15 protein-coding genes are annotated in these 22,069 nt (G+C 67.0%); 11 read left to right on the top strand and 4 right to left on the bottom strand.

Annotated features, from left to right (window positions below; all coding sequences use genetic code 11):
* Nucleotides 1-145: 145 nt before the first annotated feature.
* The 9 genes from SB771_RS20960 (at nt 146) to SB771_RS20920 (ending at nt 12,141) form a co-directional block, all read left to right on the top strand.
* On the top strand, nt 146-3,916 hold the full coding sequence (locus tag SB771_RS20960) for a nitrate reductase subunit alpha (protein WP_175661156.1): 3,771 nt from the start codon (nt 146-148) through the stop codon (nt 3,914-3,916).
* Nucleotides 3,913-5,448: a nitrate reductase subunit beta gene (gene narH, locus SB771_RS20955; RefSeq protein WP_175661157.1), complete on the top strand. Its 1,536-nt coding sequence runs from the start codon at nt 3,913-3,915 to the stop codon at nt 5,446-5,448. Before SB771_RS20960 ends, narH begins: the two co-directional genes overlap by 4 nt.
* Nucleotides 5,445-6,146, top strand: a complete 702-nt coding sequence (narJ, locus tag SB771_RS20950) for a nitrate reductase molybdenum cofactor assembly chaperone (protein WP_126223798.1) — start codon at nt 5,445-5,447, stop codon at nt 6,144-6,146. Before narH ends, narJ begins: the two co-directional genes overlap by 4 nt.
* A gap of 24 nt (nt 6,147-6,170) precedes the next feature.
* A complete protein-coding gene (gene narI, locus SB771_RS20945) occupies nt 6,171-6,854 on the top strand; it encodes a respiratory nitrate reductase subunit gamma (RefSeq protein ID WP_175661158.1) in 684 nt (227 codons plus the stop codon).
* 9 nt (nt 6,855-6,863) lie between these two features.
* Nucleotides 6,864-7,652, top strand: coding sequence for a peptidylprolyl isomerase (locus tag SB771_RS20940; protein WP_175661159.1), 789 nt, complete (start codon nt 6,864-6,866; stop codon nt 7,650-7,652).
* 15 nt (nt 7,653-7,667) lie between these two features.
* Nucleotides 7,668-8,933 carry an MFS transporter gene (locus SB771_RS20935; protein ID WP_175661160.1) on the top strand — a complete coding sequence of 422 codons (1,266 nt, stop codon included), beginning with the start codon at nt 7,668-7,670 and terminating at the stop codon, nt 8,931-8,933.
* A 98-nt stretch (nt 8,934-9,031) separates the two neighbouring features.
* Nucleotides 9,032-10,768 (top strand): site-specific integrase, encoded by a 1,737-nt coding sequence (locus SB771_RS20930; RefSeq protein ID WP_175661161.1) that lies wholly within the window; start codon nt 9,032-9,034, stop codon nt 10,766-10,768.
* Between the two features lie 78 nt (nt 10,769-10,846).
* Entirely contained in the window at nt 10,847-11,170 is a 324-nt protein-coding gene (locus SB771_RS20925; protein ID WP_175661285.1) for a TfoX/Sxy family protein, read from the top strand.
* A gap of 59 nt (nt 11,171-11,229) precedes the next feature.
* The gene (locus SB771_RS20920) at nt 11,230-12,141 is read left to right on the top strand and encodes a hypothetical protein (protein WP_175661162.1); all 912 of its coding nucleotides are present in this window, start codon (nt 11,230-11,232) and stop codon (nt 12,139-12,141) included.
* A gap of 20 nt (nt 12,142-12,161) precedes the next feature.
* Here SB771_RS20920 and SB771_RS20915 read toward each other — a convergent pair whose 3' ends face one another.
* Complete coding sequence (locus tag SB771_RS20915; RefSeq protein WP_175661163.1) at nt 12,162-14,339, bottom strand: DUF4132 domain-containing protein; 2,178 nt, start codon at nt 14,337-14,339, stop codon at nt 12,162-12,164.
* Between the two features lie 551 nt (nt 14,340-14,890).
* Between SB771_RS20915 and SB771_RS20910 the strand changes: the two genes are divergently transcribed.
* On the top strand, nt 14,891-16,318 hold the full coding sequence (locus SB771_RS20910; RefSeq protein ID WP_165754679.1) for a PLP-dependent aminotransferase family protein: 1,428 nt from the start codon (nt 14,891-14,893) through the stop codon (nt 16,316-16,318).
* Between the two features lie 37 nt (nt 16,319-16,355).
* Here the strand turns inward: SB771_RS20910 and SB771_RS20905 are convergent, their stop codons facing one another.
* Nucleotides 16,356-17,480 carry an aminotransferase gene (locus tag SB771_RS20905; RefSeq protein ID WP_175661164.1) on the bottom strand — a complete coding sequence of 375 codons (1,125 nt, stop codon included), beginning with the start codon at nt 17,478-17,480 and terminating at the stop codon, nt 16,356-16,358.
* A 148-nt stretch (nt 17,481-17,628) separates the two neighbouring features.
* Entirely contained in the window at nt 17,629-18,246 is a 618-nt protein-coding gene (locus tag SB771_RS20900) for a LysE family translocator (RefSeq protein WP_175661286.1), read from the bottom strand.
* A gap of 67 nt (nt 18,247-18,313) precedes the next feature.
* On the opposite strand from SB771_RS20900, the gene SB771_RS20895 reads away from it, so the two are divergent.
* The gene (locus SB771_RS20895; RefSeq protein WP_175661165.1) at nt 18,314-19,237 is read left to right on the top strand and encodes a LysR family transcriptional regulator; all 924 of its coding nucleotides are present in this window, start codon (nt 18,314-18,316) and stop codon (nt 19,235-19,237) included.
* Nucleotides 19,238-19,361: 124 nt separating this feature from the next.
* On the opposite strand, the gene acnB is transcribed toward SB771_RS20895, so the two are convergent.
* A complete protein-coding gene (acnB, locus tag SB771_RS20890) occupies nt 19,362-21,947 on the bottom strand; it encodes a bifunctional aconitate hydratase 2/2-methylisocitrate dehydratase (protein WP_011660590.1) in 2,586 nt (861 codons plus the stop codon).
* Between the last annotated feature and the right edge of the window lie 122 nt (nt 21,948-22,069).

Raw genomic sequence — 22,069 nt, 5'->3', positions numbered from 1 at the left:
AATCGTGATACGTCGCTTCGCCCGACAATGGATTCGACCACGGTGAGAAGGACGCAGCGATCGAAATTCGATGGTCCTTTACAACCGGTATTTCACCTCCTTAAATAATCAGGGTCTGCGAACAGACCGGAAAAACGAGATCCCCATGAGCCATTTCCTGGACAGATTGCGTTATTTCTCCACCACGAGGCCGACCTTCTCCGACGGACACGGCGCCGTCACCGACGAAGACCGCAAATGGGAAGACGGCTACCGGATGCGCTGGCAGCACGACAAGATCGTCCGTTCGACTCACGGGGTGAACTGCACGGGCTCATGCTCGTGGAAGGTCTACGTGAAAGGCGGGATCGTCACCTGGGAAACCCAGCAGACCGATTACCCGCGCACGCGCCCCGACATGCCGAACCACGAACCGCGCGGCTGCTCGCGCGGTGCTTCGTACTCCTGGTATTTGTATAGCGCGAACCGTCTGAAGCATCCGATGGTGCGCAGCGCGCTGGTGAAGCTGTGGCGCGAACGCCGCCGCACGCTCGGCGCCGTCGACGCGTGGCGCTCGATCGTCGAGGACGACGACGCGCGGCGTTCGTACCAGAGCCGGCGCGGGCTCGGCGGCTTCGTGCGCGCGAGCTGGGACGAGGTCAACGAGATCGTTGCGGCCGCAAACGTTTACACGGTGGAGCGGTACGGGCCCGATCGCGTGGTCGGCTTCTCGCCGATTCCGGCGATGTCGATGGTGTCGTACGCGGCCGGCTCGCGCTACCTGTCGCTGATCGGCGGCGTGTGCCTGAGCTTCTACGACTGGTACTGCGACCTGCCGCCCGCGTCGCCGCAGACCTGGGGCGAGCAGACCGACGTGCCGGAATCGGCCGACTGGTACAACTCGACGTTCATCATGATGTGGGGCTCCAATGTCCCGCAGACCCGCACGCCCGACGCGCACTTCCTCGTCGAGGCGCGCTATCGCGGCACCAAGGTCGTGTCGGTGTTCCCCGATTACGCGGAAGGCGCGAAGTTCGGCGACCTGTGGCTGCATCCGAAGCAGGGCACCGACGCGGCGCTCGCGCTCGCGATGGGGCACGTGATCCTGAAAGAGTTCCACCTGGCCGGCAAGAGCGACTACTTCATCGACTACTGCAAGCGCTACACCGACATGCCGTGCCTCGTGCGCCTCGTGCCGCACGGCGACGGCTATGTGCCCGAGCGTCTCGTGCGCGCATCCGACTTCGACGACGCGCTCGACGAAGCCGCGCACCCGGACTGGAAGACCGTGATGATCGACGACGCGACGGGCGAATTCGTCGTGCCGGTCGGCTCGGTGGGCTTTCGCTGGGGGCAGCAGGCGGACGCGGACAAGGGCAAGTGGAACCTGCGCGGCGAGACGTCGAAGGGTGCGGCGCTGTCGCCGCGGCTGTCCTGCACGGCCGAGCACGACGACGTGGTCGACGTGCTGTTCCCGTACTTCGGCAACCAGCCACACGCGCACTTCAACTCGACCGACCACGGCTCCGAGCTGTCGCGCCGGATCGGCGTGCGGCGCGTCGCGACGCGCGACGGCGAGATGCTGGTCGCGACCGTCTACGACCTGTTCGTCGCGAACTACGGGCTCGACCAGGGGCTGGGCGGGCGCGACGTGGCCGCGAGCTACGACGACGATCTGCCGTATACGCCGGCGTGGCAGGAAACGATCACCGGCGTGAAGCGCGCGGACGTGATCTCGGTCGCGCGCCAGTTCGCGGAGAACGCGCACAAGACGCAAGGCAAGTCGATGGTGATCATCGGCGCGGGGATCAACCACTGGTTCCACATGGACATGTCGTACCGCGCGATCATCAACATGCTGATCATGTGCGGCTGCATCGGCAAGCCGGGCGGCGGATGGTCGCATTACGTGGGTCAGGAGAAGCTGCGCCCGCAGACGGGCTGGACCGCGCTCGCGTTCGCGCTCGACTGGAACCGCCCGCCGCGGCACATGAACGCGACGTCGTTCTTCTACGCGCACACCGACCAGTGGCGCTACGACACGATGGACCCGAGCGCGCTGCTGTCGCCGCTCGCCGACAGGATGCAGTTCCACGGCTCGCCGATCGACTACAACGTGCGTGCGGAACGGATGGGCTGGCTGCCGTCCGCGCCGCAGCTCGCGGTTAATCCGCTGAAGGTCGGCGCGAGTCTGGGCGACGCAGCTCAAGCCGGCGCCGACGTCGCCCGGCAGCTGAAGGCCGGCACGCTGCGCATGGCGTGCGAGGACCCGGACGCACCGGACAACTTCCCGCGCAACCTGTTCGTGTGGCGCTCGAACCTGCTCGGCTCGTCGGGCAAGGGGCACGAGTATTTCCTGAAGCACCTGCTCGGCACGACCAACGGCGTGCAGGGCGAGGACCTTGGCGCGACGGGCGGCGCGCGTCCCGAGGAAGTGAAGTGGCACGACGACGCGCCGCGCGGCAAGCTCGACCTGCTCGTCACGCTCGACTTCCGGATGTCGACCACCTGCATGTATTCGGACGTCGTGCTGCCGACCGCGACGTGGTACGAAAAGGACGACATGAACACGTCCGACATGCATCCGTTCATCCATCCGCTGTCGGCGGCGGTCGATCCCGCGTGGGAATCGAAAAGCGACTGGGACATCTTCAAGGGAATCGCGAAGCGCTTCTCCGAGCTGTGCGTCGGGCATCTCGGCGTCGAACGCGACGTCGTGCTCGCACCGATCGCGCACGACACGCCGGGCGAGCTCGCGCAGCCGTTCGACGTGCACGACTGGAAGCGCGGCGAATGCGAGCCGGTGCCGGGCCGTACGATGCCGGCGGTGATCGCCGTCGAGCGCGACTACCCGAACACCTATGCGCGCTTCACGTCGCTCGGGCCGCTGATGGACAAGCTCGGCAACGCGGGCAAGGGCATCGGCTGGGATACGAAGGACGAAGTGAAGCTGCTCGGCGAACTGAACTACACGGTCGCCGAGGGCGCCGCGCAGGGGCGCCCGCGCATCGACACCGCGCTCGACGCGGCCGAGGTGATCCTCGCGCTGGCGCCGGAGACCAACGGCGAAGTCGCGGTGAAGGCGTGGCATGCGCTGTCGGGCCTCACCGGCATCGATCACACGCACCTGGCCGTCGCGCGCGCGGACGAGAAGATCCGCTTTCGCGACATCCAGGCGCAGCCGCGCAAGATCATCTCGTCGCCGACGTGGAGCGGGATCGAATCCGAGCATGTGTCGTACAACGCCGGCTACGTGAACGTGCACGAACTGGTGCCATGGCGCACGCTGACGGGCCGTCAGCAGTTATACCAGGACCATCCGTGGATGCGCGCGTTCGGCGAGTCGCTGTGCGCATACAAGCCGCCGATCGACACGGGCAGCTACGAACACATGGTCGGCAAGCGCTCGAACGGCAACCCCGAGCGTGTGCTGAACTTCCTGACGCCGCACCAGAAGTGGGGCATCCACAGCACCTACACGGACAACCTGCTGATGCTCACGCTGTCGCGCGGCGGCCCGATCGTGTGGATGTCGGAGGACGACGCGAAGGCGATCGGCGCGGTCGATAACGACTGGATCGAATGCTACAACTCGAACGGCGCGTTGTGCGCGCGGGCGGTCGTGAGCCAGCGGATTCCGTCCGGGATGGTGATGATGTACCACGCGCAGGAGAAGATCGTGAACACGCCGGGCTCCGAGATCACCGGCACGCGCGGCGGCATTCACAACTCGGTCACGCGCATCGCGCTCAAGCCCACGCACATGATCGGCGGCTATGCGCAGCTGTCGTATGGCTTCAACTACTACGGCACGGTCGGCTCGAATCGCGACGAGTTCCTGATCGTGCGCAAGATGAGCAGGATCGACTGGCTCGACGGAGAAGAGACCGTAGTCGAACCGACAACGCAAGCGGTGCGGGCGGGAGAAACGTCATGAAAATACGTGCACAGATCGCGATGGTGCTGAACCTCGACAAGTGCATCGGGTGCCATACCTGCTCGGTGACCTGCAAGAACGTGTGGACCAGCCGCGAAGGGATGGAATACGCGTGGTTCAACAACGTCGAGACGAAACCGGGCATCGGCTATCCGAAGGACTGGGAGAACCAGGACCGCTGGCGCGGCGGCTGGCAGCGGCGTGCGGACGGCCGGATCGAGCCGCGCCTCGGCGGCAAGTGGCGGCTGCTCGCGCAGATTTTCGCGAACCCGCATCTGCCCGAGATCGACGATTACTACGAGCCGTTCACGTTCGACTACGCGCATCTGCAGGAAGCGGGCAACACGCGCGCGATGCCGGTGGCGCGGCCGCGCTCGCTGATCAGCGGCCAGCGGCTCGAGAAGATCGAGTGGGGCCCGAACTGGGAGGAAATCCTCGGCGGCGAGTTCGAGAAGCGCGCGAAGGACTACAACTTCGAGAACGTGCAGAAGGACATCTACGGGCAGTTCGAGAACACCTTCATGATGTATCTGCCGCGCCTGTGCGAGCACTGCCTGAATCCGGCGTGCGTCGCGGCGTGCCCGTCCGGCTCGATCTACAAGCGCGAGGAAGACGGCATCGTGCTGATCGACCAGGACAAGTGCCGCGGCTGGCGCATGTGCGTGTCGGGCTGCCCGTACAAGAAGATCTACTACAACTGGCAGAGCGGCAAGGCCGAGAAGTGCATCTTCTGCTATCCGCGCATCGAGGCCGGCCAGCCGACCGTGTGTTCGGAGACCTGCGTGGGCCGCATCCGCTACCTCGGCGTGCTGCTGTACGACGCCGACCGGATCAGCGAGGCCGCCAGCGCGGAGAACGAGAAAGACCTGTACGAAGCGCAGCTGTCGCTGTTCCTCGATCCGGAAGATCCGGCCGTGATCGCGCAGGCCGAGCGCGACGGCGTGCCGGCCGCATGGATCGACGCCGCGCGGCGCTCGCCGACCTACAAGATGGCGATCGACTGGAAGATCGCGTTCCCGCTGCATCCGGAATACCGGACGCTGCCGATGGTCTGGTACGTGCCGCCGCTGTCACCGATCAACGCCGCCGCGAACAGCGGCGCGCTCGGGATGAACGGCTACCTGCCGGACGTCGAATCGCTGCGCATTCCGCTGCGCTATCTGGCGAACCTGCTGACCGCCGGCGACGAGGCGCCGGTGAAGCTCGCGCTCGAACGGCTGCTCGCGATGCGCGCGTTCATGCGCGCGCGCCACGTCGACGGCATCGACGCGCGCGGCGTGCTCGATCAGGTCGGGCTGTCGCTCGCGCAGGTCGAGGAGATGTACCGCTATCTCGCGATCGCGAACTACGAGGATCGCTTCGTGATCCCGACCACGCATCGAGAATATGCGGAGAACGCGTACGACCTGCGCGCGTCGTGCGGCTTCTCGTTCGGCAACGGCTGTTCCGACGGCCGCTCGTCGGCGAGCCTGTTCAGCGCGAAGAAGGAGAAGGGCACCCGGACGATTCCGATCCACGAGGTATCGCGATGAGCACCGCACCCGATCCGACCTACGCGGCGTTCGCGGCGCTGCTCGACTATCCCGACGACGCGCTCGTCGACGTGCTCGACTCGATCGAAGCCCATCTGCGCGAGCGCATGCGCGTGCCGCAGGCGGTGCGTGCGGGCCTCGACAGGTTCTTCGCGTACGTGCGCGAGCGCGACCTGCTGACGCTGCAGGAGAACTACGTCGCGCTGTTCGATCGCGGCCGCGCGACGTCGCTGCACCTGTTCGAGCACGTGCACGGCGAATCGCGCGACCGCGGGCAGGCGATGGTCGACCTGCTGCAGATGTACGAGCGGCACGGGCTCGCGCTGAACCCGGGCGAGCTGCCCGACTACCTGCCCGTGTTCCTCGAATACCTGTCGCGGCTGCCGGCGCCCGATGCGCGCAACCTGCTCGCCGAAACCGGCGAGATCCTGCGCGCGCTGGCCGGCCAGCTCGCGCAGCGCGGCAGCCATTACAGCTTCGTCGTCGGCGCGCTGCTGCCGATGGCCGGCCTCGCGCCGGTCGATGCACCGGCCGACGCGGACGACGACGTCGCCGCCGAGCGTCCGACTGCGGACGACTACCGCGCGCTCGATGCGTCGTATGCGGACGAAGCCGTGCGCTTCGTCGGCGCGGCAACGCCGGCGTCGACGGAGCAGACCGTGCGGTTCCACGACAAGCGGCCGGCCCGCGGCGCGTGAGCGCGGGCCCAACTGGGGAAACACATGAACGCTTACTTGCATCAGTTCCTGTTCGGGATCTACCCGTACATCTGTCTCGCGGTGCTGCTGGTCGGCAGCCTGATCCGCTTCGACCGCGAGCAATACACGTGGAAAAGCGATTCGTCGCAGCTGCTGCGCCACGGCATGCTGCGGCTCGGCAGCAACCTGTTCCACTGGGGCGTGCTGGTCGTCGTGCTCGGGCACTTCGGCGGTTTCCTCGCGCCGCACTGGCTCGTGTCGCCGTTCCTGTCGGCGTCCGGGCACCAACTCGTCGCGATGGTGGCGGGCGGCGCGGCCGGTGTCGCGGCGATCATCGGATTGACGATCCTGATCTGGCGGCGCCTGGGCGACGCACGCATCCGCAAGAACAGCCGCACGTCGGACATCATGATCGTGCTGATGCTGTGGGTGCAGCTCGCGCTCGGGCTCGGCACCGTCGTGCTGTCGACGCGCCACATGGACGGCGTGATGTTCGAGCAGCTCACCGACTACGTGAAGGGCGTCGTCACGTTCCGGCCGGACATCGCGAGCCTGCTCGTCGGCGTGCCGCTGACGTACCGGCTGCATATCCTGCTCGGCTTCACGATCTTTCTCGTGTCGCCGTTCACGCGGATGGTACATATCTGGAGCGGCATCGCATCGGTCGCGTACCTGATCCGCCCGTACCAGCTCGTGCGTAAGCGCTGAGGAGGCCACATGAACGACGTTCTCTCCGAAGTCGCGACGATGCCGCTGACGATCAACGGCATTGCCATCGATGACGCGGCCATCGCGGCGGAAGCCGCGCATCACGGCGATGCGCGCGATCCGCTCGATGCGGCGCGGCATGCGCTTGCGGTGCGCGAGCTGTTGCGGCAGCGCGCGGTGGCGCTCGCGCTGATCGACGAACGCGCGCCGCTCGACGACGCGACGGTCGACGCGCTGCTCGAATGCGAGCTGACGCACGTCCCTGAACCCGATCGAGCGGATTGCGAGCGCTACTACGCGCAGCATCCGGCGCGCTTTCGCCGCAACGACATCGTTTATGCAAGCCACGTGCTGTTCGCGGTGACCGACCGCGTGCCGCTCGCGCCGCTGCGGCAGCGCGCGGAACGCGCGCTCGCCGACGTGGTCGCCGCGCCCGATACGTTCGAAGCAGTGGCGCGCGAATCGTCGAACTGCCCGTCGGCGCAAGTCGGCGGCAGCCTCGGGCAATTGCTGCGCGGCGACACCGTGCCGGAATTCGAGGCCGCGCTGTTCGACACTGACGGGCTCGGCGTGCTGCCGAAACTCGTCAACACGCGCTTCGGCTTTCACATCGTGCGCATCGAGCGCCGCGTGCCGGGCGACATCGTGCCGTTCGACGAAGCCGCCGGCCAGATCGCCGCATACCTGTCGGAACGCGTGCGGCAACGGGCGATGCGGCAGTACGTGGCGATACTCGCGGGCGGCGCGCGTGTCGAAGGCGTGACCTTCGACGGCGCGAACGGGCCGCTCGTCCAATGAAACGGGGTTTTACATATGGCAACTCAACAAGTTAACGTCGGCGTGGCTGCGGATCCGCAGACCATTCCGCTGCGCGCGTGGTCGGTGCTGGCCGCGAGCACGCTCGCGTTCATGGTGTGTTTCGTCGTGTGGATGATGTTCGGCGTGCTTGGCGTGCAGTTGCGCACCGATCTCGGCCTGAACAGCACCGAGTTCGGGCTGCTCACGGCGACGCCCGTGCTGACCGGCGCGCTGATGCGCTTGCCGCTCGGCACGTGGACCGACCGCTTCGGCGGCCGTATCGTGATGACGGTGCTGCTCGTCGTGTGCGCGGTGCCGGTCTACATCGTCAGCTACGCGACGCAGCTCTGGCAGTTCCTCGTGATCGGGCTGTTCCTCGGCTGCGTCGGTGCGTCGTTCGCGGTCGGCACGCCGTATGTCGCGCGCTTTTTCCCGCCGAAGCGGCGCGGGCTCGCGATGGGCGTGTTCGGCGCCGGCACGTGCGGCGCCGCGGTCAATCTGTTCGTCACGCCGCTGCTGCTCGCCGCGTACGGCTGGCGCTTCGTGCCGCGCGTCTATGCGGTCGCGCTGCTCGTCACGGCCGTGATCTTCTGGTTCGCGTCGGCGCCCGATCCCGGCGCGGGCAAGCGCGGCGGCTCGATGCTCGACTCGTTCAAGGTGCTGCGCGACCCGCGCGTGTGGCGGCTGTGCCAGTACTACTCGATCACGTTCGGCGGCTTCACCGCGCTGTCGCTGTGGATCCCGCAGTACCTGAAGAGCGAATACGGGATGTCGCTCGTGATGGCGTCCGCGTTCGCGGCCGGCTTCTCGCTGCCGGGCTCCGTGCTGCGCGCGCTCGGCGGCGCGCTGTCCGATCGCTTCGGCGCGCATGCGGTCACGTGGTGGGGGCTGTGGGTCGCATGGATCGCGCTGTTCCTGCTGTCGTATCCGGCGACCGACTTCGTTATCCACACGATCGACGGCACCGCGTCGCTGAGCCTCGCGATGCCGGTGGCCGGCTTCGTCGCGCTGACCTTCGTGCTCGGCGCGGTGTTCGCGTTCGGGATGGCGTCGACCTTCAAGTACGTCGCCGACGATTTCGCGGACAACATGGGCGTCGTCACGGGCATTGTCGGCCTTGCGGGCGGGCTTGGCGGCTTCCTGCTGCCGATCCTGTTCGGCATGCTGCTCGACTTGCTGCGCGTGCGCACGACATGCTTCATGTTCCTGTACGGGATCGTGTGGGTGTCGCTGATTCTCATCTACCTGTCGGAAGTGCGGCGCACGCCTGTGGCGGGCTGAGCGCCGTTGCGCGATGCCGGTGGCGCACGGCATCGCGCAGGTGTCGTACCGCGCGTCGGCCGTTTGCGACCGTGCGCAGTTCTGTCAAACTTGCGCCCATGACATCGCGCCTCACCCTGCCGCCTTTCTCCGATTCCGCGCCCGCGCTCGCGGGCTTTCCCGACGCCGACGAACTCGCCGCGCTGCGTGCGTGGTACGCGGGCATGACCGTGCGCCAGGCCGTCGAGCGCTACCTGTCAGGCCGGCTCGGCGAAGGGCGCTCGGCGCGCGGCGTGATCGGCGCAATTCGGCGTCGCCTCGTGCGTGTCGCGCGGCAGGCCGGACGGCCCGATCTCGCCGAGCAGCTCGGCCATGCCGACCGCGAGCGCGTGCAGATGGCGAAGGCCGCGACCGATGCGATCGGCGTGCTGCGCCATGCGCGCGCGCCGGTGCCGCAGATCAGCGACGACGTCGGCCTGTGGCTGCCGGCGCGTGCGGTCGCCGCGCTGCGTGCGCACGGGATCGCGACGCTCGCCGACCTGACCGTGCGGATTCCGCGGCGGCGTCAGTGGTGGCGCGCGATCGCGGGGCTCGGCGTGGCGAGCGCGCGGCATATCGAGGCGTTCTTTTCCGCGCATCCCGACCTGACCGAGCGGGCGCGCGCACTGATTGCCGCGACGCCGCGCGGCAGCATCGTGCCGTGGGAACAACTGAAGCTGCCGCACGAGGTCGACGGATCGGCCGGCACGTTCCGCGCGCCGCGCGCCACCAGCACGCTCGATGCGGACAACGACTACGCGGCCGTGCACGCATGGCTGTCGCTGCACGAATCGGCCGCGACGCGACGCGCGTACCGCAAGGAGGCCGAGCGGCTGATCCTGTGGGCGATCGTCGAGCGCGGCCGTGCGCTGTCGTCGCTGACGACCGAGGATGCGGTCGCGTATCGCGCGTTCATCCGGCGTCCGACGCCGCACGAGCGCTGGGTCGGCCCGGTGCGGCCGCGCGGCGCGCCGGACTGGCGGCCGTTTTCGGGCGGGCTGTCCGCGCGCTCGGCCGCGTACACGCTGTCGGTCCTCGGCGCGCTGTTCCGCTGGCTGATCGAGCAGCGCTACCTGCTCGCGAATCCGTTCGCGGGCGTCAAGGTGCGCGACACGCGCGGCGCGAATGCGCTCGACACGTCGCATGCGTTCACCGAAGGCGAGTGGCTGCTCGTGCGCACGATCGCGGACGGGCTCGAGTTTCGCAAGGACAAGCCGTCCGGCGCGCCGGCGTCCGGCTGGACGCCGGCCGCCGCGCAACGGCTGCGCTTCATCCTCGATTTCGGCTATGCGACCGGGCTGCGCGCGAGCGAGCTGGTCGGCGCGACGCTCGGCGACATCGACACGGACGCGCACGGCGACGCGTGGCTGAAGGTGATCGGCAAAGGCAGCAAGGCCGCGCGCGTCGCGCTGCCGCCGCTCGCGCGCACGGCGCTCGATCGCTATCTGGTCGCGCGCCGGCTGCCGGTCACGCCGGTGCGCTGGCGGCCCGATACGCCGCTGATTCCGAGCCTCGCGGAAGACGGCGCGGCCGCGATCACGAGCGTGCGGCTGTGGAAGGTGATGCAGCGGTTCTTCGCGCAGACGGCCGCGCTCGTCGATGCCGACAACCCCGCGCTCGCGCAGAAGCTGCGGCAGGCGAGCCCGCACTGGATGCGGCATACGCATGCGACGCACGCGCTCGCGCGGGGCGCCGAGTTGACGACCGTGCGCGACAACCTGCGGCATGCGTCGATCTCGACGACGTCGATCTATCTGCACGGGGATGACGTGAAGCGGGCACGGCAGATGTCGAGTGCGTTTTCGGCGGACAAATAAGCGGGGCGCGAGCGGATCGAACGGAACGACACGGCATCGATGACGGTCAGAACGGTTATTCGGTCACGGAGTGGGTGGATGGCATCGAGTCAGGGAACCGTCGATTTCATCGTCGAGCAGATGGCCTTGGCCGGCACGGTGTCGGCCCGCAAGATGTTCGGCGAATACGGAATCTACTGTGACGGCAAGATGGTCGCGCTGGTGTGCGACGACCGGTTGTTCGTCAAGCCGACGTCCGACGGGCGTGCGTTTGTCGGTGCCTGCGACGAAGCTCCACCGTATCCGGCAGCAAAACCGCATCTCGTCATTGGAGGCGACCGCTGGGACGAGCGCGAATGGCTGTCGACGCTGATCCGGATCACCGCCGCGCAATTGCCGGTCCCGGTGAAGCGAAGCCGATAGCGGTCGGCATCTTCCGTGAAACTGGCGCGCCAACCCGCACGCCGCACTGGAGCACAACAATGGAGACAACCCCACACCCGCAAGGCCCGCGATACGGTCGCCGCGCATGGCACGCGCTCGTCGCGGCGCTATGCGTCGGCTGGAGTGCGCTGTCGTTCGGCGCGGACGGCGCGGCGGCGCTGCTCGACCGCTATCACAGCCTCGGCGAGCAACTGAAGAACAACCCGTTCCACCGCCCGCTGTACCTCGAATCGTCCGAGGCATCGTCGACGCTGAAGGGTGATATCTACGCGGTCGTCGACTATCCATTCTCCGTCGTGAACGGCAAGCTCAACGATCCCGCGCAAGGCCCCGCCAACTGGTGCGCGGTGCTCATCCTGCATCTGAACACGAAGTATTGCCATGCATCGACCGGCAGCAACGGCCCGGTGCTCGACGTGAACCTCGGCCGCAAGATCGAGCAGAAGCTGTCGGATACCTATCGCGTGCAGTTCCGCTACGGCGTGGCCGCCGCGACGCCCGACTACTTTCAGGTCGACCTGACCGCCGACAGCGGCCCGATGGGCACGAAGGACTACCGGATCGCGCTGGAGGCCGTGCCGATCGGCGCGTCGCGCACGTTCCTGCACCTCACGTATTCGTACGGCTTCGGCACGGTCGGCCGCATGGCGATGAAGACCTACCTCGCGACGGCCGGCAGCGACAAGGTCGGGTTCACGGTCGCGAGCGGCGCATCGACGGCGCAGCCGCAATATATCGGCGGCGTGCGCGGATTGCTGGAGCGCAACACGATGCGCTACTACCTCGCGATCGACACATATCTCGCGACGCTCGACAAACCGCTCGAGCAGCGCCTCGGGCGCTGGTTCGACGCCACCGAGCAGTATCCGCAGCAACTGCACGAAGTCGAGCGGGGCGCGTATCTGCGGATGAAAGCGCAGGAGGTGCAGCGGCAGCAGGCGGCGCGATGACACGGGCTGCCGGGCGTCGATCAATCGATCAGTAACCCCGCCACGACATCGACGATCCGCTGCAGCAGCGCTTCGTCGTAAGGCAGCCACGGCACCGCGCGCAGCGGCGACGGCGGCGGCTCGATCGCGGGTTCGACGGGCTCGCCGTCGCGCGTCACGCGTCCGGTCGCGCAATGCACCGCCCACGCGCCGACGCGTACGTGGCGTTCGTCGATCGTGATCCTCCCTTGCGCAACCGGTTCGGCGAACACGAGCGACAGCACGTGCTGGCGATGGCGCGCCATCACGCCCAATGGAAGATCCGACAACCGGTTCAGGCGGTGCTGGCGCTCCGTGTCGAGCGCGCGCTGGCGGACCGGGTCCGTCGCGAGCGCCGCGGCGGCCGCGCGCGTTGCGTCGTCGTCGAGCGCGAACGCGGCCACGCTGACGAGCAGGTCGACCGCGCGTGCAATTTCAGAGAAGACGACGCGATCGATCTCGCCGATCGGCACCGGCGCCCAGCGCCGTTCGTGCCGGCGCTCGACGTACAGCCGACGCGACGTGCCGTGGCCTTCCGAACCGGGATAGAGCCGCGCGTCGACAAGAAAGGTGGCGCGCACGTCGCCGAATTCGCGCACGAGCCCGTCGTCGTACGCGCGGATCGACCAGCCTTCGCGGCGCGCGACGCCGAGCAGCGGCCGGCTCGACAGCACGTGACCTTCGAACATCGCGCAATCGCTGGCCGACGCGTCGTCATCGGCCGGCACGTAATACTCGCGGAAAGCCTGCCGGACCGGTTGCCGCAGCGAGCGGCCGACGATCGCACGCTGCCATGCGAGCCGCTCGTCCGCGTCGGCCAGCAGCGGGTGCCAGAGCCGGATGTCGCTGTCGGCCGCGATGTCGCATGCGCGGCCGGCCGCGTCGCGCGGCACGACCTTGCCCTTCGCGATCTCAGGCATGAACGACTGCGTCGCGCCATCGCGGCCGCGTGCCTGCCAGATCATCCGCGCGGAGAACGCGGCGCCGGCCGGCGCATCGACGAGCCGCTCGCGCCATTCGGCGTGGCCGAGCGACATCGGCTGCCAGAAGCCGGCTTCCATGCATGCGGCGAGCATCGCGAGCTGCTTCTTGTCGGGCTTGGCGTCGAGCGTCATCCGCAGCGCGGTGTGCGGCCGCTCGCCGAGCGCGCGTTCGGCCGGTTTCAGGTTGCGCGCGAGCTTCTTCTGCACGCCCGCATGACGCACGATGGCGAGCGCGTCGCGCAGCGCGCGCACGCTCTCGGGCGTCGGGATCGTCTCGACCGCGTGGCCGAGTGCGATCGCGAGCGACTGCGACGGCGCGGTCTTCGCGGCGGTCGGTGCGACGCACACGCCCGTCAGCAGCGGGCCGATCAACGGGCGCAGCCAGGCTTCGTCGCGATAGGCGGCCACGCGCGCGGCGCGCGCGACGACCTGCGCGTCGTCGGTCGTGAATGCGCGGTCGGCCTCGTACGGCACGGCGCCGGCATGAAGCGCCGCGACCTGCCGCGCGGCGTCGGTCAGCGCGTCGCGCGCGAATGCGACATACGCGGCGTCTTGCGCGAGCGTGACGGCCGGATCGCTTAAGTCGATCCACAGCCGCTTCGGCGCGAAATAGCCGTCGTTCGTCGCGGCCAGCGCGAGCAGCGCGGCCGGGCCGAGCTCGGGCAGCACGTCGAGTTCGCGCACGCGAAACGGCGAGTCCGCCAGCGCTTGCGTATACGCGGCGCGTCGCGCCGAGAAGTCGCGGCGGCCGGCGAACCAGTCGAGCGCATACGCGCCATACGCGGACACCGCGCGCAGCCTGCCTTCCTCCGGTTCGGCGACGATGCGGGCGAGTTCGGCCTGCAGCGCGGGCAACGGCAGCGCGTCCAGGCAGGGCAGATCCTCCAGCGCACGCTTCCATCCGCCGGCCGGGATGTCGCGGAACAGCTCGAGCGCCGCATCGGCGTCGACGAGCGGCACGAGGCCGAGCGCATCGATCTGCCGGCGCAGCCAGCGCGCGAATTCGGCGCGCGGGTCGTCGTATGCGTGGTCGCGCTGCATGATCTCGTGCTCGACGCGGCGCAATGCCGGCCAGACCGCGCCGAGCGCATGCGCATCGAGCGTCGACAGGTCGATCGGCGTGCCGGTGAAGCGCGGATGGTCGGCCGTGCCGGTCAGTCGTGCGACCAGCAGCGCAACGAGGGGGCGGTCAGTCATGCACTTTCCGATGGGTCGGTCGTTTCGTTCTGGCGCCATTTCGGTACTTGCCCGGCGGCGCGGGCTCCGTCGCCCGGGCCGGCTGTCTGGTCGATTGGATAGTGCATGGTCTGACTCCGGCAATGAAACCGAGCGGGCGCACAGTATTGCACCCCAATTGCGATAGCCGACGAACGCCCGCGCGGCGGGTGTGCCGGGCAATCCCGCCGCGCCGTGCGCAAGTTCTCCGGCCATTCGGCCATTTCATAAGACGTACAGTTGCCCCGCTCTGCGCGATCCGCGCCGAACTGTACTCTTGTTCCCGTGTTCGATGTGTGTACCCGCCACCAACTGTTCTGCTCTTAAGATTCATTCATCAAGTGCACAGTGCCGCGGATCCTGTTGTAACGGAACCTCCCGGCGCATTTTCAAAAGCGAGCCACTGCGATGGAAAAGGCAAAACCGGAGGGAGCAATCAGGCAGAACGACAGCCCGGTCGGCGGGCAGAACACGCGCGTATCGGACGCGCACGGGACGGCGGCGCGCATGCGCAGGCCGGCGGGGAGCGCGCGATGAAGCTCTACGAAAAACTCGCGGACGACATCGAGCGCCTGATCCGCCAGGGCGTGTACCGGCACGGCGACCGGATTCCGTCGGTGCGGCAGGCGAGCCAGCAGCACCGGATCAGCATCACGACCGTGCTGCATGCATATCTGCTGCTCGAAAGCCGCGGGCTGCTGGAAAGCCGGCCGCAGTCGGGTTACTTCGTGAACCTGCGCCGCGACGACAACCACGCGCCGGTGCGCGAGCTGCGGCCGTCGAAGCCGATCGCGATCTCGTCGTCGGTCGACATGAGCCGGCTCGTGCTGTCGACGCTGCGCTCGATCGGCACCGACGACGCCGTGCCGCTCGGCTCGCCGTATCCGGACCCGAGCCTGTTTCCGTTCGAGAAGCTGAACCGTTATGCGTATGCAGCCGGCCGCGACAAGTCGTTGTGGGGCGTGACGGACGGGCTGCCGCCCGGCCATCCGCGCCTGATCCGGCAGATCGCGCGACGCTATCTGGAAAACGGGATGTCGGTCGATCCGAACGAGATCATCGTGACGGTCGGCGCGACTGAGGCGATCAATCTGTGCCTGCAGGCGGTTGCGAAACCGGGCGACACGATCGCGGTGGAGTCGCCGACGTTCTACGCGATGTTGCACGCGATCGAGCGGATGGGGATGAAGGCGATCGAGGTCGCGACGCACCCGGAATACGGAATCGACATCGCGGCGCTGGCGGCCATTGCAAAGTCGCAGCCGATCGCCGCGTGCATGGTGATGCCGAACTTCCAGAACCCGCTGGGCTTCCAGATGCCCGACGAGCGCAAGCGCGAACTGGTTGAATTCGCAACGAAAGCCGACATGCCGATCATCGAGAATGGCGTGTACAACGAACTGTATTTCGGCGAGTCGCATCCGAGCGCGCTGAAGTCCTACGACCGCACCGGCATCGTGTTGCACTGCTCATCGTTCTCGAAGAGCCTGACGGCAGCCTACCGGATCGGCTGGGCGTTGCCGGGCCGCTATCGGGATCAGGTCGAGAAGCTGAAGTTCCTGAACACGCTGGCGACGCCGTCGCTGCCGCAGCTGGCGATCGCCGAGTTTCTCGAACGCGACGGTTACGAGCATCATCTGCGGCGCTTGCGCAAGGCGTATGCGCAGCAGGCGAACCTGATGCGCGCGATGGTGTCGCGGTTCTTCCCGGAAGGCACGCGCATCTCGAGCCCGGCGGGCGGTTACGTGTTGTGGGTCGAGCTGCCGGCACAGGTCGACGCGATGCGCCTGTACCAGCTCGCGCTGGAGCAGGGCATCACGATCGGGCCCGGCTACATGTTCTCGATCACCGACAACTACCGGAACTTCATCCGGCTGAACTACAGCAGCCCGTGGTCGCCGGAGATCGAGCAGGCGGTGATCGCGGTCGGGAAACTCGCGGCATCGTGCATGCAGTCGTGAAGTGAAGGCCGGTGCGCGTCGCACGCACCGCCTTCGCTCAGCCGGCCTTCACGCGTAAATACTCCGACACGCGCGCGAGCCCTTGCTCGAGCACCGTCCGGTTGTTGGCGTAACCGATCCGCACATAGCCTTCCATGTCGAGCGCGCTGCCCGGAGTGAACATCACGCCGGTTGCCTCGATCAGCTCCGTGCAGAACGCGCGCGACGGCATGTCGAACGCGTACTTGAGCAGCGCCGTCGTGCCCGACTTCGGCTTGACCCAGGAAATCGCCGGCTCGCGTTCGACCCATGCATCGAGAATCGCGAGGTTGGTGCGCACGATGTCGTGACTGCGCTTCAGGATCACATCGCGGTGCTCGAGCGCGAGCGTCGCGAGGTAGTCGTCGATCATCCCGACGCTGATCGTGTTGTAGTCGCGACGGACGCTCACCGCGTGGATCAGCTCGACCGGCCCCGCGATCCAGCCGAGCCGCAGCCCGGCGAGCGAGTACGTCTTCGACATGCTCGCCGTGCTGATTCCGCGTTCGTACAGGTCGGCGATCGAGGCGCTGTAGCCGCTGCCGGCCTGATCGGTGCCGCGATAGACCTCGTCGCACAGCACGTACGCGCCGCAGCGTCGCGCGATCTCGACGATCTTGCCGAGCAGCGCTTCGTCCATCAGCGAGCCGGTCGGGTTGTTCGGGTTGTTGATCGCGATCAGGCGCGTGTTGTCGTCGACGAGGGACGCGAGCGCATCGAGATCGGGCAGGAACCCGTTTTCCTCGCGCAGCTTCAGCACCTTCACGTTCGCGCCGTAGCTTTCCGGAATCGAGTAGTGCTGCTGGTAGGTCGGCAACACCGACACGACGGTATCGCCCGGCTCGACCAGCGTTTCGTAGATGAGTGCGTTGCCGCCGATCGCGCCGTGCGTGACGATCACGTTCGCGGCCGATTGGCGCGCGTAGGTCGACGCGATCGCTTCGCGCAGGCGCGGCGTGCCTTCGATCGCGCCATACGTGAGCTTCATCGGCCGCAGCTCGTCGAGCAGCGTGTCCTGCGTGCCGGTCATCGTCAGCAGTTGATCGACGGTCAGCGATTCGACGCACGTTTCCGCGAGGTTGTACGTACAGCGGTTCTCGTACAGATCCATCCAGCGTTCGACGCCGAATTCCTTGATCTTCATGGTCGTTCCTTTGTCCGGTTGGCCTGGAAAGCGATGCTGCCAAGTATCTGCCTTTCAAAACATAATGTCCAGAGTAGACTAAAAATCTATATTTTATGGACAGTGTGAAAGGAAGCCGAGCCCGTCGATCAAGTCGATTCCGTGCCGCTCAGCGACCGCCGCGCGCAACGGCCAGCATGATCCCGAAGCCGACGAGCAGAACACCGAAGGTGCGGTCGATCCAGTGACGTAACGACAACAAGCGATCTCGGACGGCATCGGCGGAGAAACAGACCGCCACCAGGCTGAACCAGCCTGCATGTGCCAGCGCGATGAACAGGCCGTAGCCGATCTGCACGTGCAACGGCGTGTCGGGCCGGACCGCCTGCATGAACAGGCTGACGATGAACACGGTGGTTTTCGGATTCAGCGCGTTGGTCAGGAAGCCGGTGCGCAGCGCCGCCTGATCGGACAGCGGCGCGGCCTGCGTCGCGGGCCGACCATCGGCAGGCCTGGCTGCGAGCATCCTCACGCCGAGGTAAATCAGATAGATCGCGCCGACGAGCTTGACGGCGTTGAAGAGCCACAGCGATTGGCGGACCAGCAGGCCCACGCCGAGCAGCGTATAGCTCACGTGAACCGTCACGCCCAGCGCGATCCCCCATGCGGTGAGCAAGCCCGAACGGCGCGACAGCATCAGGCTGTTGCGCGTGACCATCGCGAAATCCGGCCCCGGGCTGATCACGGCAAGCACAGTGATGGTGACTACGACTATCCATTCCGTCATTGCATCGTCCTTTCGATTTTCTTCGTGATGCGCCAATATTAGGGATCACGATTCGCCGGGAAAAGCGATGATTTCTGACCAGGATGGTGAGTTTGGCTCACAGAACGTCCGTGCCGCGCTGCCGTCGCTGATGGCGCTGCGCTGCTTCGAAGCGGCGGCGCGCCACGAGCATTTCAGCCGTGCCGCCGACGAACTGCACGTGACGCATGGCGCGGTCAGTCGTGCGGTGCGTCTGCTCGAAGACGACCTGGGTGTGGCGTTGTTCGAGCGGCGCAGTCGTCGCGTGTTCCTGACCGACGCGGGCCGCAAGCTCGCGCAGGCCGTCCATGACGGCCTGCACCTGATGAGGCGGGCCGCGCATGAGGTGCGGACCGACGCGGCCCGTGCGCAGCGTTGGGTGCTGTCGTGCGAACCCACGCTGCTGATGCGCTGGCTGATGCCGCGCTGGCGGGATTTCCAGGCGGCATACCCGGGCGTCGAGATTCATCTCGCGGCGGCGGGCGGCCCGTTCTCGTTCGACAACGGCATCGACATGGCGATTCGCCGGGATGATTTTACGTGGCCCGCCGGCTATCACGCGGAGCGACTGTTCGCGGAGAAGGTCGGTCCGGTATGCCGGCCCGACAAGGTAGATCCGTGGTTTTCCGACAGTCGCGATGGCCGCGCGTTGAAGCGTGGCGCGCCGCGACTGCACACACGCACGCGGCCGGACGCATGGAAGGAATGGGCGGCGGTCGCGCATCAACCGGCGGGCAGCGGGCGCGGCCAGATGTTCGACCATTTCTATTTCAGCCTTCAGGCGGCCGTCGCGGGGCTGGGTGTCGCGATCGGCCCGTGGCACCTCGTTCGCGACGACCTCGCAAGCGGGGTGCTGGTCGCGCCGATGGGTTTCGTCGAAGACGGCTCGCACTATTGCCTGCTGACGCCGGAGCCGGTGAAGGACGGAAGTGCGCAGTCGGCGCTGCTCGACTGGCTGAGGACGATGGCCTGACGCGTGAGCCGAGTCGTTGCACGACGTCGGCGACCTTCAAAAAAATGGCGCCGCAGGCATTCAGCCCGCGGCGCCATTGCGTGTCGCCACGGCGGGCATGACCCGCCGCAGCTCGACCGCATGCTTAGATCTGCACGGTGTCGGCGACTTCCTTGAAGTCTTCGATCTGGTCGAAGTTCATGTACTTGTAGATCTTGTCGCCGTCCGCGGTGAGCACGCCCATATCGGCCATGTACTCTTCCTTCGTCGGGATCCGGCCCAGACGCGAGCAGATCGCCGCCAGTTCCGCCGAGCCGAGGTACACGTTCGTGTTCTTGCCCAGGCGGTTCGGGAAGTTGCGGGTCGACGTCGACATCACCGTCGCGCCTTCGCGCACCTGTGCCTGGTTGCCCATGCACAGCGAGCAGCCCGGCATTTCGGTGCGGGCGCCGGCCGTGCCGAACACGCCGTAGTGACCTTCTTCCGTCAACTGCTTCTGGTCCATCTTGGTCGGCGGGGCGACCCACAGCTTGACCGGGATGTCGCGCTTGCCTTCCAGCAACTTCGACGCCGCACGGAAGTGACCGATGTTGGTCATGCACGAGCCGATGAACACTTCGTCGATCTTGGCGCCCGCGACGTCGGACAGCGTCTTCACGTCGTCCGGGTCGTTCGGGCACGCAACGATCGGCTCGTGGATGTCGGCCAGGTCGATCTCGATGACGGCCGCGTATTCGGCGTCGGCATCCGGCGACAGCAGTTGCGGGTCGGCCAGCCACTGCTCCATCGCCGCGATACGGCGCTGCAGGCTGCGCGGATCCTGATAGCCCTGCGCGATCATCCACTTCAGCAGCGTGATGTTGCTGTTCAGGTACTCGATGATCGGTTCCTTGTTCAGGTGCACCGAACAACCGGCCGCCGAACGCTCTGCCGACGCATCCGACAGCTCGAACGCTTGCTCGACCTTCAGGTCGGGCAGGCCTTCGATTTCGAGAATGCGGCCCGAGAAGATGTTCTTCTTGCCTTGCTTGGCGACCGTCAGCATGCCCTGCTTGATCGCATACAGCGGAATCGCGTTGACCAGGTCACGCAGCGTGACGCCCGGCTGCATCTTGCCCTTGAAGCGGACCAGCACCGATTCCGGCATGTCCAGCGGCATCGTGCCGGTGGCGGCCGCGAACGCGACCAGGCCCGAGCCTGCCGGGAAGCTGATGCCGATCGGGAAGCGCGTGTGCGAGTCGCCGCCGGTGCCGACGGTGTCGGGCAGCAGCATGCGGTTCAGCCACGAGTGGATCACGCCGTCGCCCGGGCGCAGCGCGATGCCGCCACGCGTGCTGATGAAGTTCGGCAGCGTCTGGTGCGTCTTCACGTCCACCGGCTTCGGATAGGCGGCGGTGTGGCAGAACGACTGCATCACGAGGTCGGCCGAGAAGCCGAGGCACGCCAGATCCTTCAGTTCGTCGCGGGTCATCGGGCCCGTGGTGTCCTGCGAGCCGACCGAGGTCATCTTCGGTTCGCAGTACGTGCCCGGACGCACGCCCTGGCCTTCCGGCAGACCGCATGCGCGGCCGACCATCTTCTGCGCGAGCGAGAAGCCCTTGCCGCTGTCGGCCGGCTGGTGCGGCAGGCGGAACAGCGTCGACGGCGCGAGGCCCAGCGCTTCACGCGCCTTCGCGGTCAGGCCGCGGCCGATGATCAGCGGAATGCGGCCGCCGGCGCGCACTTCGTCGAACAGCACGTCGGACTTGACCTGGAATTCGGCGATCACGTTGCCGTCCTTCAGCGCCTTGCCTTCGTACGGGCGCAGTTCGACCACGTCGCCCATTTCCATCTGCGACACGTCGAGTTCGATCGGCAGCGCGCCGGCGTCTTCCATCGTGTTGTAGAAGATCGGGGCGATCTTGCCGCCGAGGCACACGCCGCCGAAGCGCTTGTTCGGGACGAACGGGATGTCTTCGCCGGTGAACCACAGCACCGAGTTGGTGGCCGACTTGCGCGAGGAGCCGGTGCCGACCACGTCGCCGACGTAGGCGACCAGGTGACCCTTTTCCTTCAGCGATTCGATGAACTTGACCGGGCCGCGCTTGCCGTCTTCTTCCGGCGTGATGCCGGGGCGCGCGTTCTTCAGCATCGCGAGCGCGTGCATCGGGATGTCCGGGCGGGTGGTGGCGTCCGGCGCCGGCGACAGGTCGTCGGTGTTGGTTTCGCCCGTGACCTTGAACACGGTGATGGTCAGGCTTTCCGGCACTTCCGGACGGCTCGTGAACCATTCGGCGTCGGCCCAGCTCTGCAGCACGGCCTTCGCGTGGGCGTTGCCCTTGTCGGCGAGTTCCTTCACGTCATGGAACTGGTCGAACATCAGCAGGGTTTTCTTCAGCGCGTCGGCGGCGACGGCCGCGACGGCGTCGTCCGACAGCAGCTCGATCAGCGGCTGGATGTTGTAGCCGCCGAGCATCGTGCCGAGCAGTTCGGTCGCGCGCTCGCGCGAGATCAGCGGGCAGGCCGTCTCGCCCTTCGCGACGGCGGCCAGGAAGCCGGCCTTCACGCGGGCGGCTTCGTCGACGCCGGCGGGGACGCGGTAGGTGATCAGGTCGAGCAGCGTCTGCTCTTCGCCTGCGGGCGGGTTCGCCAGCAGTTCCACCAACTCGGCGGTTTGCTGAGCCGTCAGCGGCAGAGGGGGGATACCGAGCGCGGCGCGGGCGGCCACGTGAGCACGAAAGTTTTCAAGCATGGGGGGACCTGCTGAGATTGCGTTTCAGGGGAAGGGCTTTCCAGGCACGCCGAGGCTGCTGTTCCGGACACTGCTTCACTGCTTTCGACGGGATTCTAATCGCAATACGGTCAGGCGTCAAA

It is taken from the genome of Burkholderia sp. SIMBA_051 (assembly GCF_046534915.1).
In the GTDB taxonomy this organism is placed as follows: Bacteria; Pseudomonadota; Gammaproteobacteria; order Burkholderiales; family Burkholderiaceae; genus Burkholderia; species Burkholderia ambifaria.
The sequence above is the reverse complement of the archived record's forward strand: the minus strand, read 5'-3'. Positions and strand labels throughout refer to the sequence as shown.

What these genes read in the sequence shown, in the direction of transcription:
- SB771_RS20960 (WP_175661156.1), top strand. Translation starts at nt 146, where the DNA reads ATGAGCCATTTCCTGGACAGATTGCGTTATTTCTCCACCACGAGGCCG.
- narH (WP_175661157.1), top strand. Translation starts at nt 3,913, where the DNA reads ATGAAAATACGTGCACAGATCGCGATGGTGCTGAACCTCGACAAGTGC.
- narJ (WP_126223798.1), top strand. Translation starts at nt 5,445, where the DNA reads ATGAGCACCGCACCCGATCCGACCTACGCGGCGTTCGCGGCGCTGCTC.
- narI (WP_175661158.1), top strand. Translation starts at nt 6,171, where the DNA reads ATGAACGCTTACTTGCATCAGTTCCTGTTCGGGATCTACCCGTACATC.
- SB771_RS20940 (WP_175661159.1), top strand. Translation starts at nt 6,864, where the DNA reads ATGAACGACGTTCTCTCCGAAGTCGCGACGATGCCGCTGACGATCAAC.
- SB771_RS20935 (WP_175661160.1), top strand. Translation starts at nt 7,668, where the DNA reads ATGGCAACTCAACAAGTTAACGTCGGCGTGGCTGCGGATCCGCAGACC.
- SB771_RS20930 (WP_175661161.1), top strand. Translation starts at nt 9,032, where the DNA reads ATGACATCGCGCCTCACCCTGCCGCCTTTCTCCGATTCCGCGCCCGCG.
- SB771_RS20925 (WP_175661285.1), top strand. Translation starts at nt 10,847, where the DNA reads ATGGCATCGAGTCAGGGAACCGTCGATTTCATCGTCGAGCAGATGGCC.
- SB771_RS20920 (WP_175661162.1), top strand. Translation starts at nt 11,230, where the DNA reads ATGGAGACAACCCCACACCCGCAAGGCCCGCGATACGGTCGCCGCGCA.
- SB771_RS20915 (WP_175661163.1), bottom strand. Translation starts at nt 14,339, where the DNA reads ATGACTGACCGCCCCCTCGTTGCGCTGCTGGTCGCACGACTGACCGGC.
- SB771_RS20910 (WP_165754679.1), top strand. Translation starts at nt 14,891, where the DNA reads ATGAAGCTCTACGAAAAACTCGCGGACGACATCGAGCGCCTGATCCGC.
- SB771_RS20905 (WP_175661164.1), bottom strand. Translation starts at nt 17,480, where the DNA reads ATGAAGATCAAGGAATTCGGCGTCGAACGCTGGATGGATCTGTACGAG.
- SB771_RS20900 (WP_175661286.1), bottom strand. Translation starts at nt 18,246, where the DNA reads ATGACGGAATGGATAGTCGTAGTCACCATCACTGTGCTTGCCGTGATC.
- SB771_RS20895 (WP_175661165.1), top strand. Translation starts at nt 18,314, where the DNA reads ATGATTTCTGACCAGGATGGTGAGTTTGGCTCACAGAACGTCCGTGCC.
- acnB (WP_011660590.1), bottom strand. Translation starts at nt 21,947, where the DNA reads ATGCTTGAAAACTTTCGTGCTCACGTGGCCGCCCGCGCCGCGCTCGGT.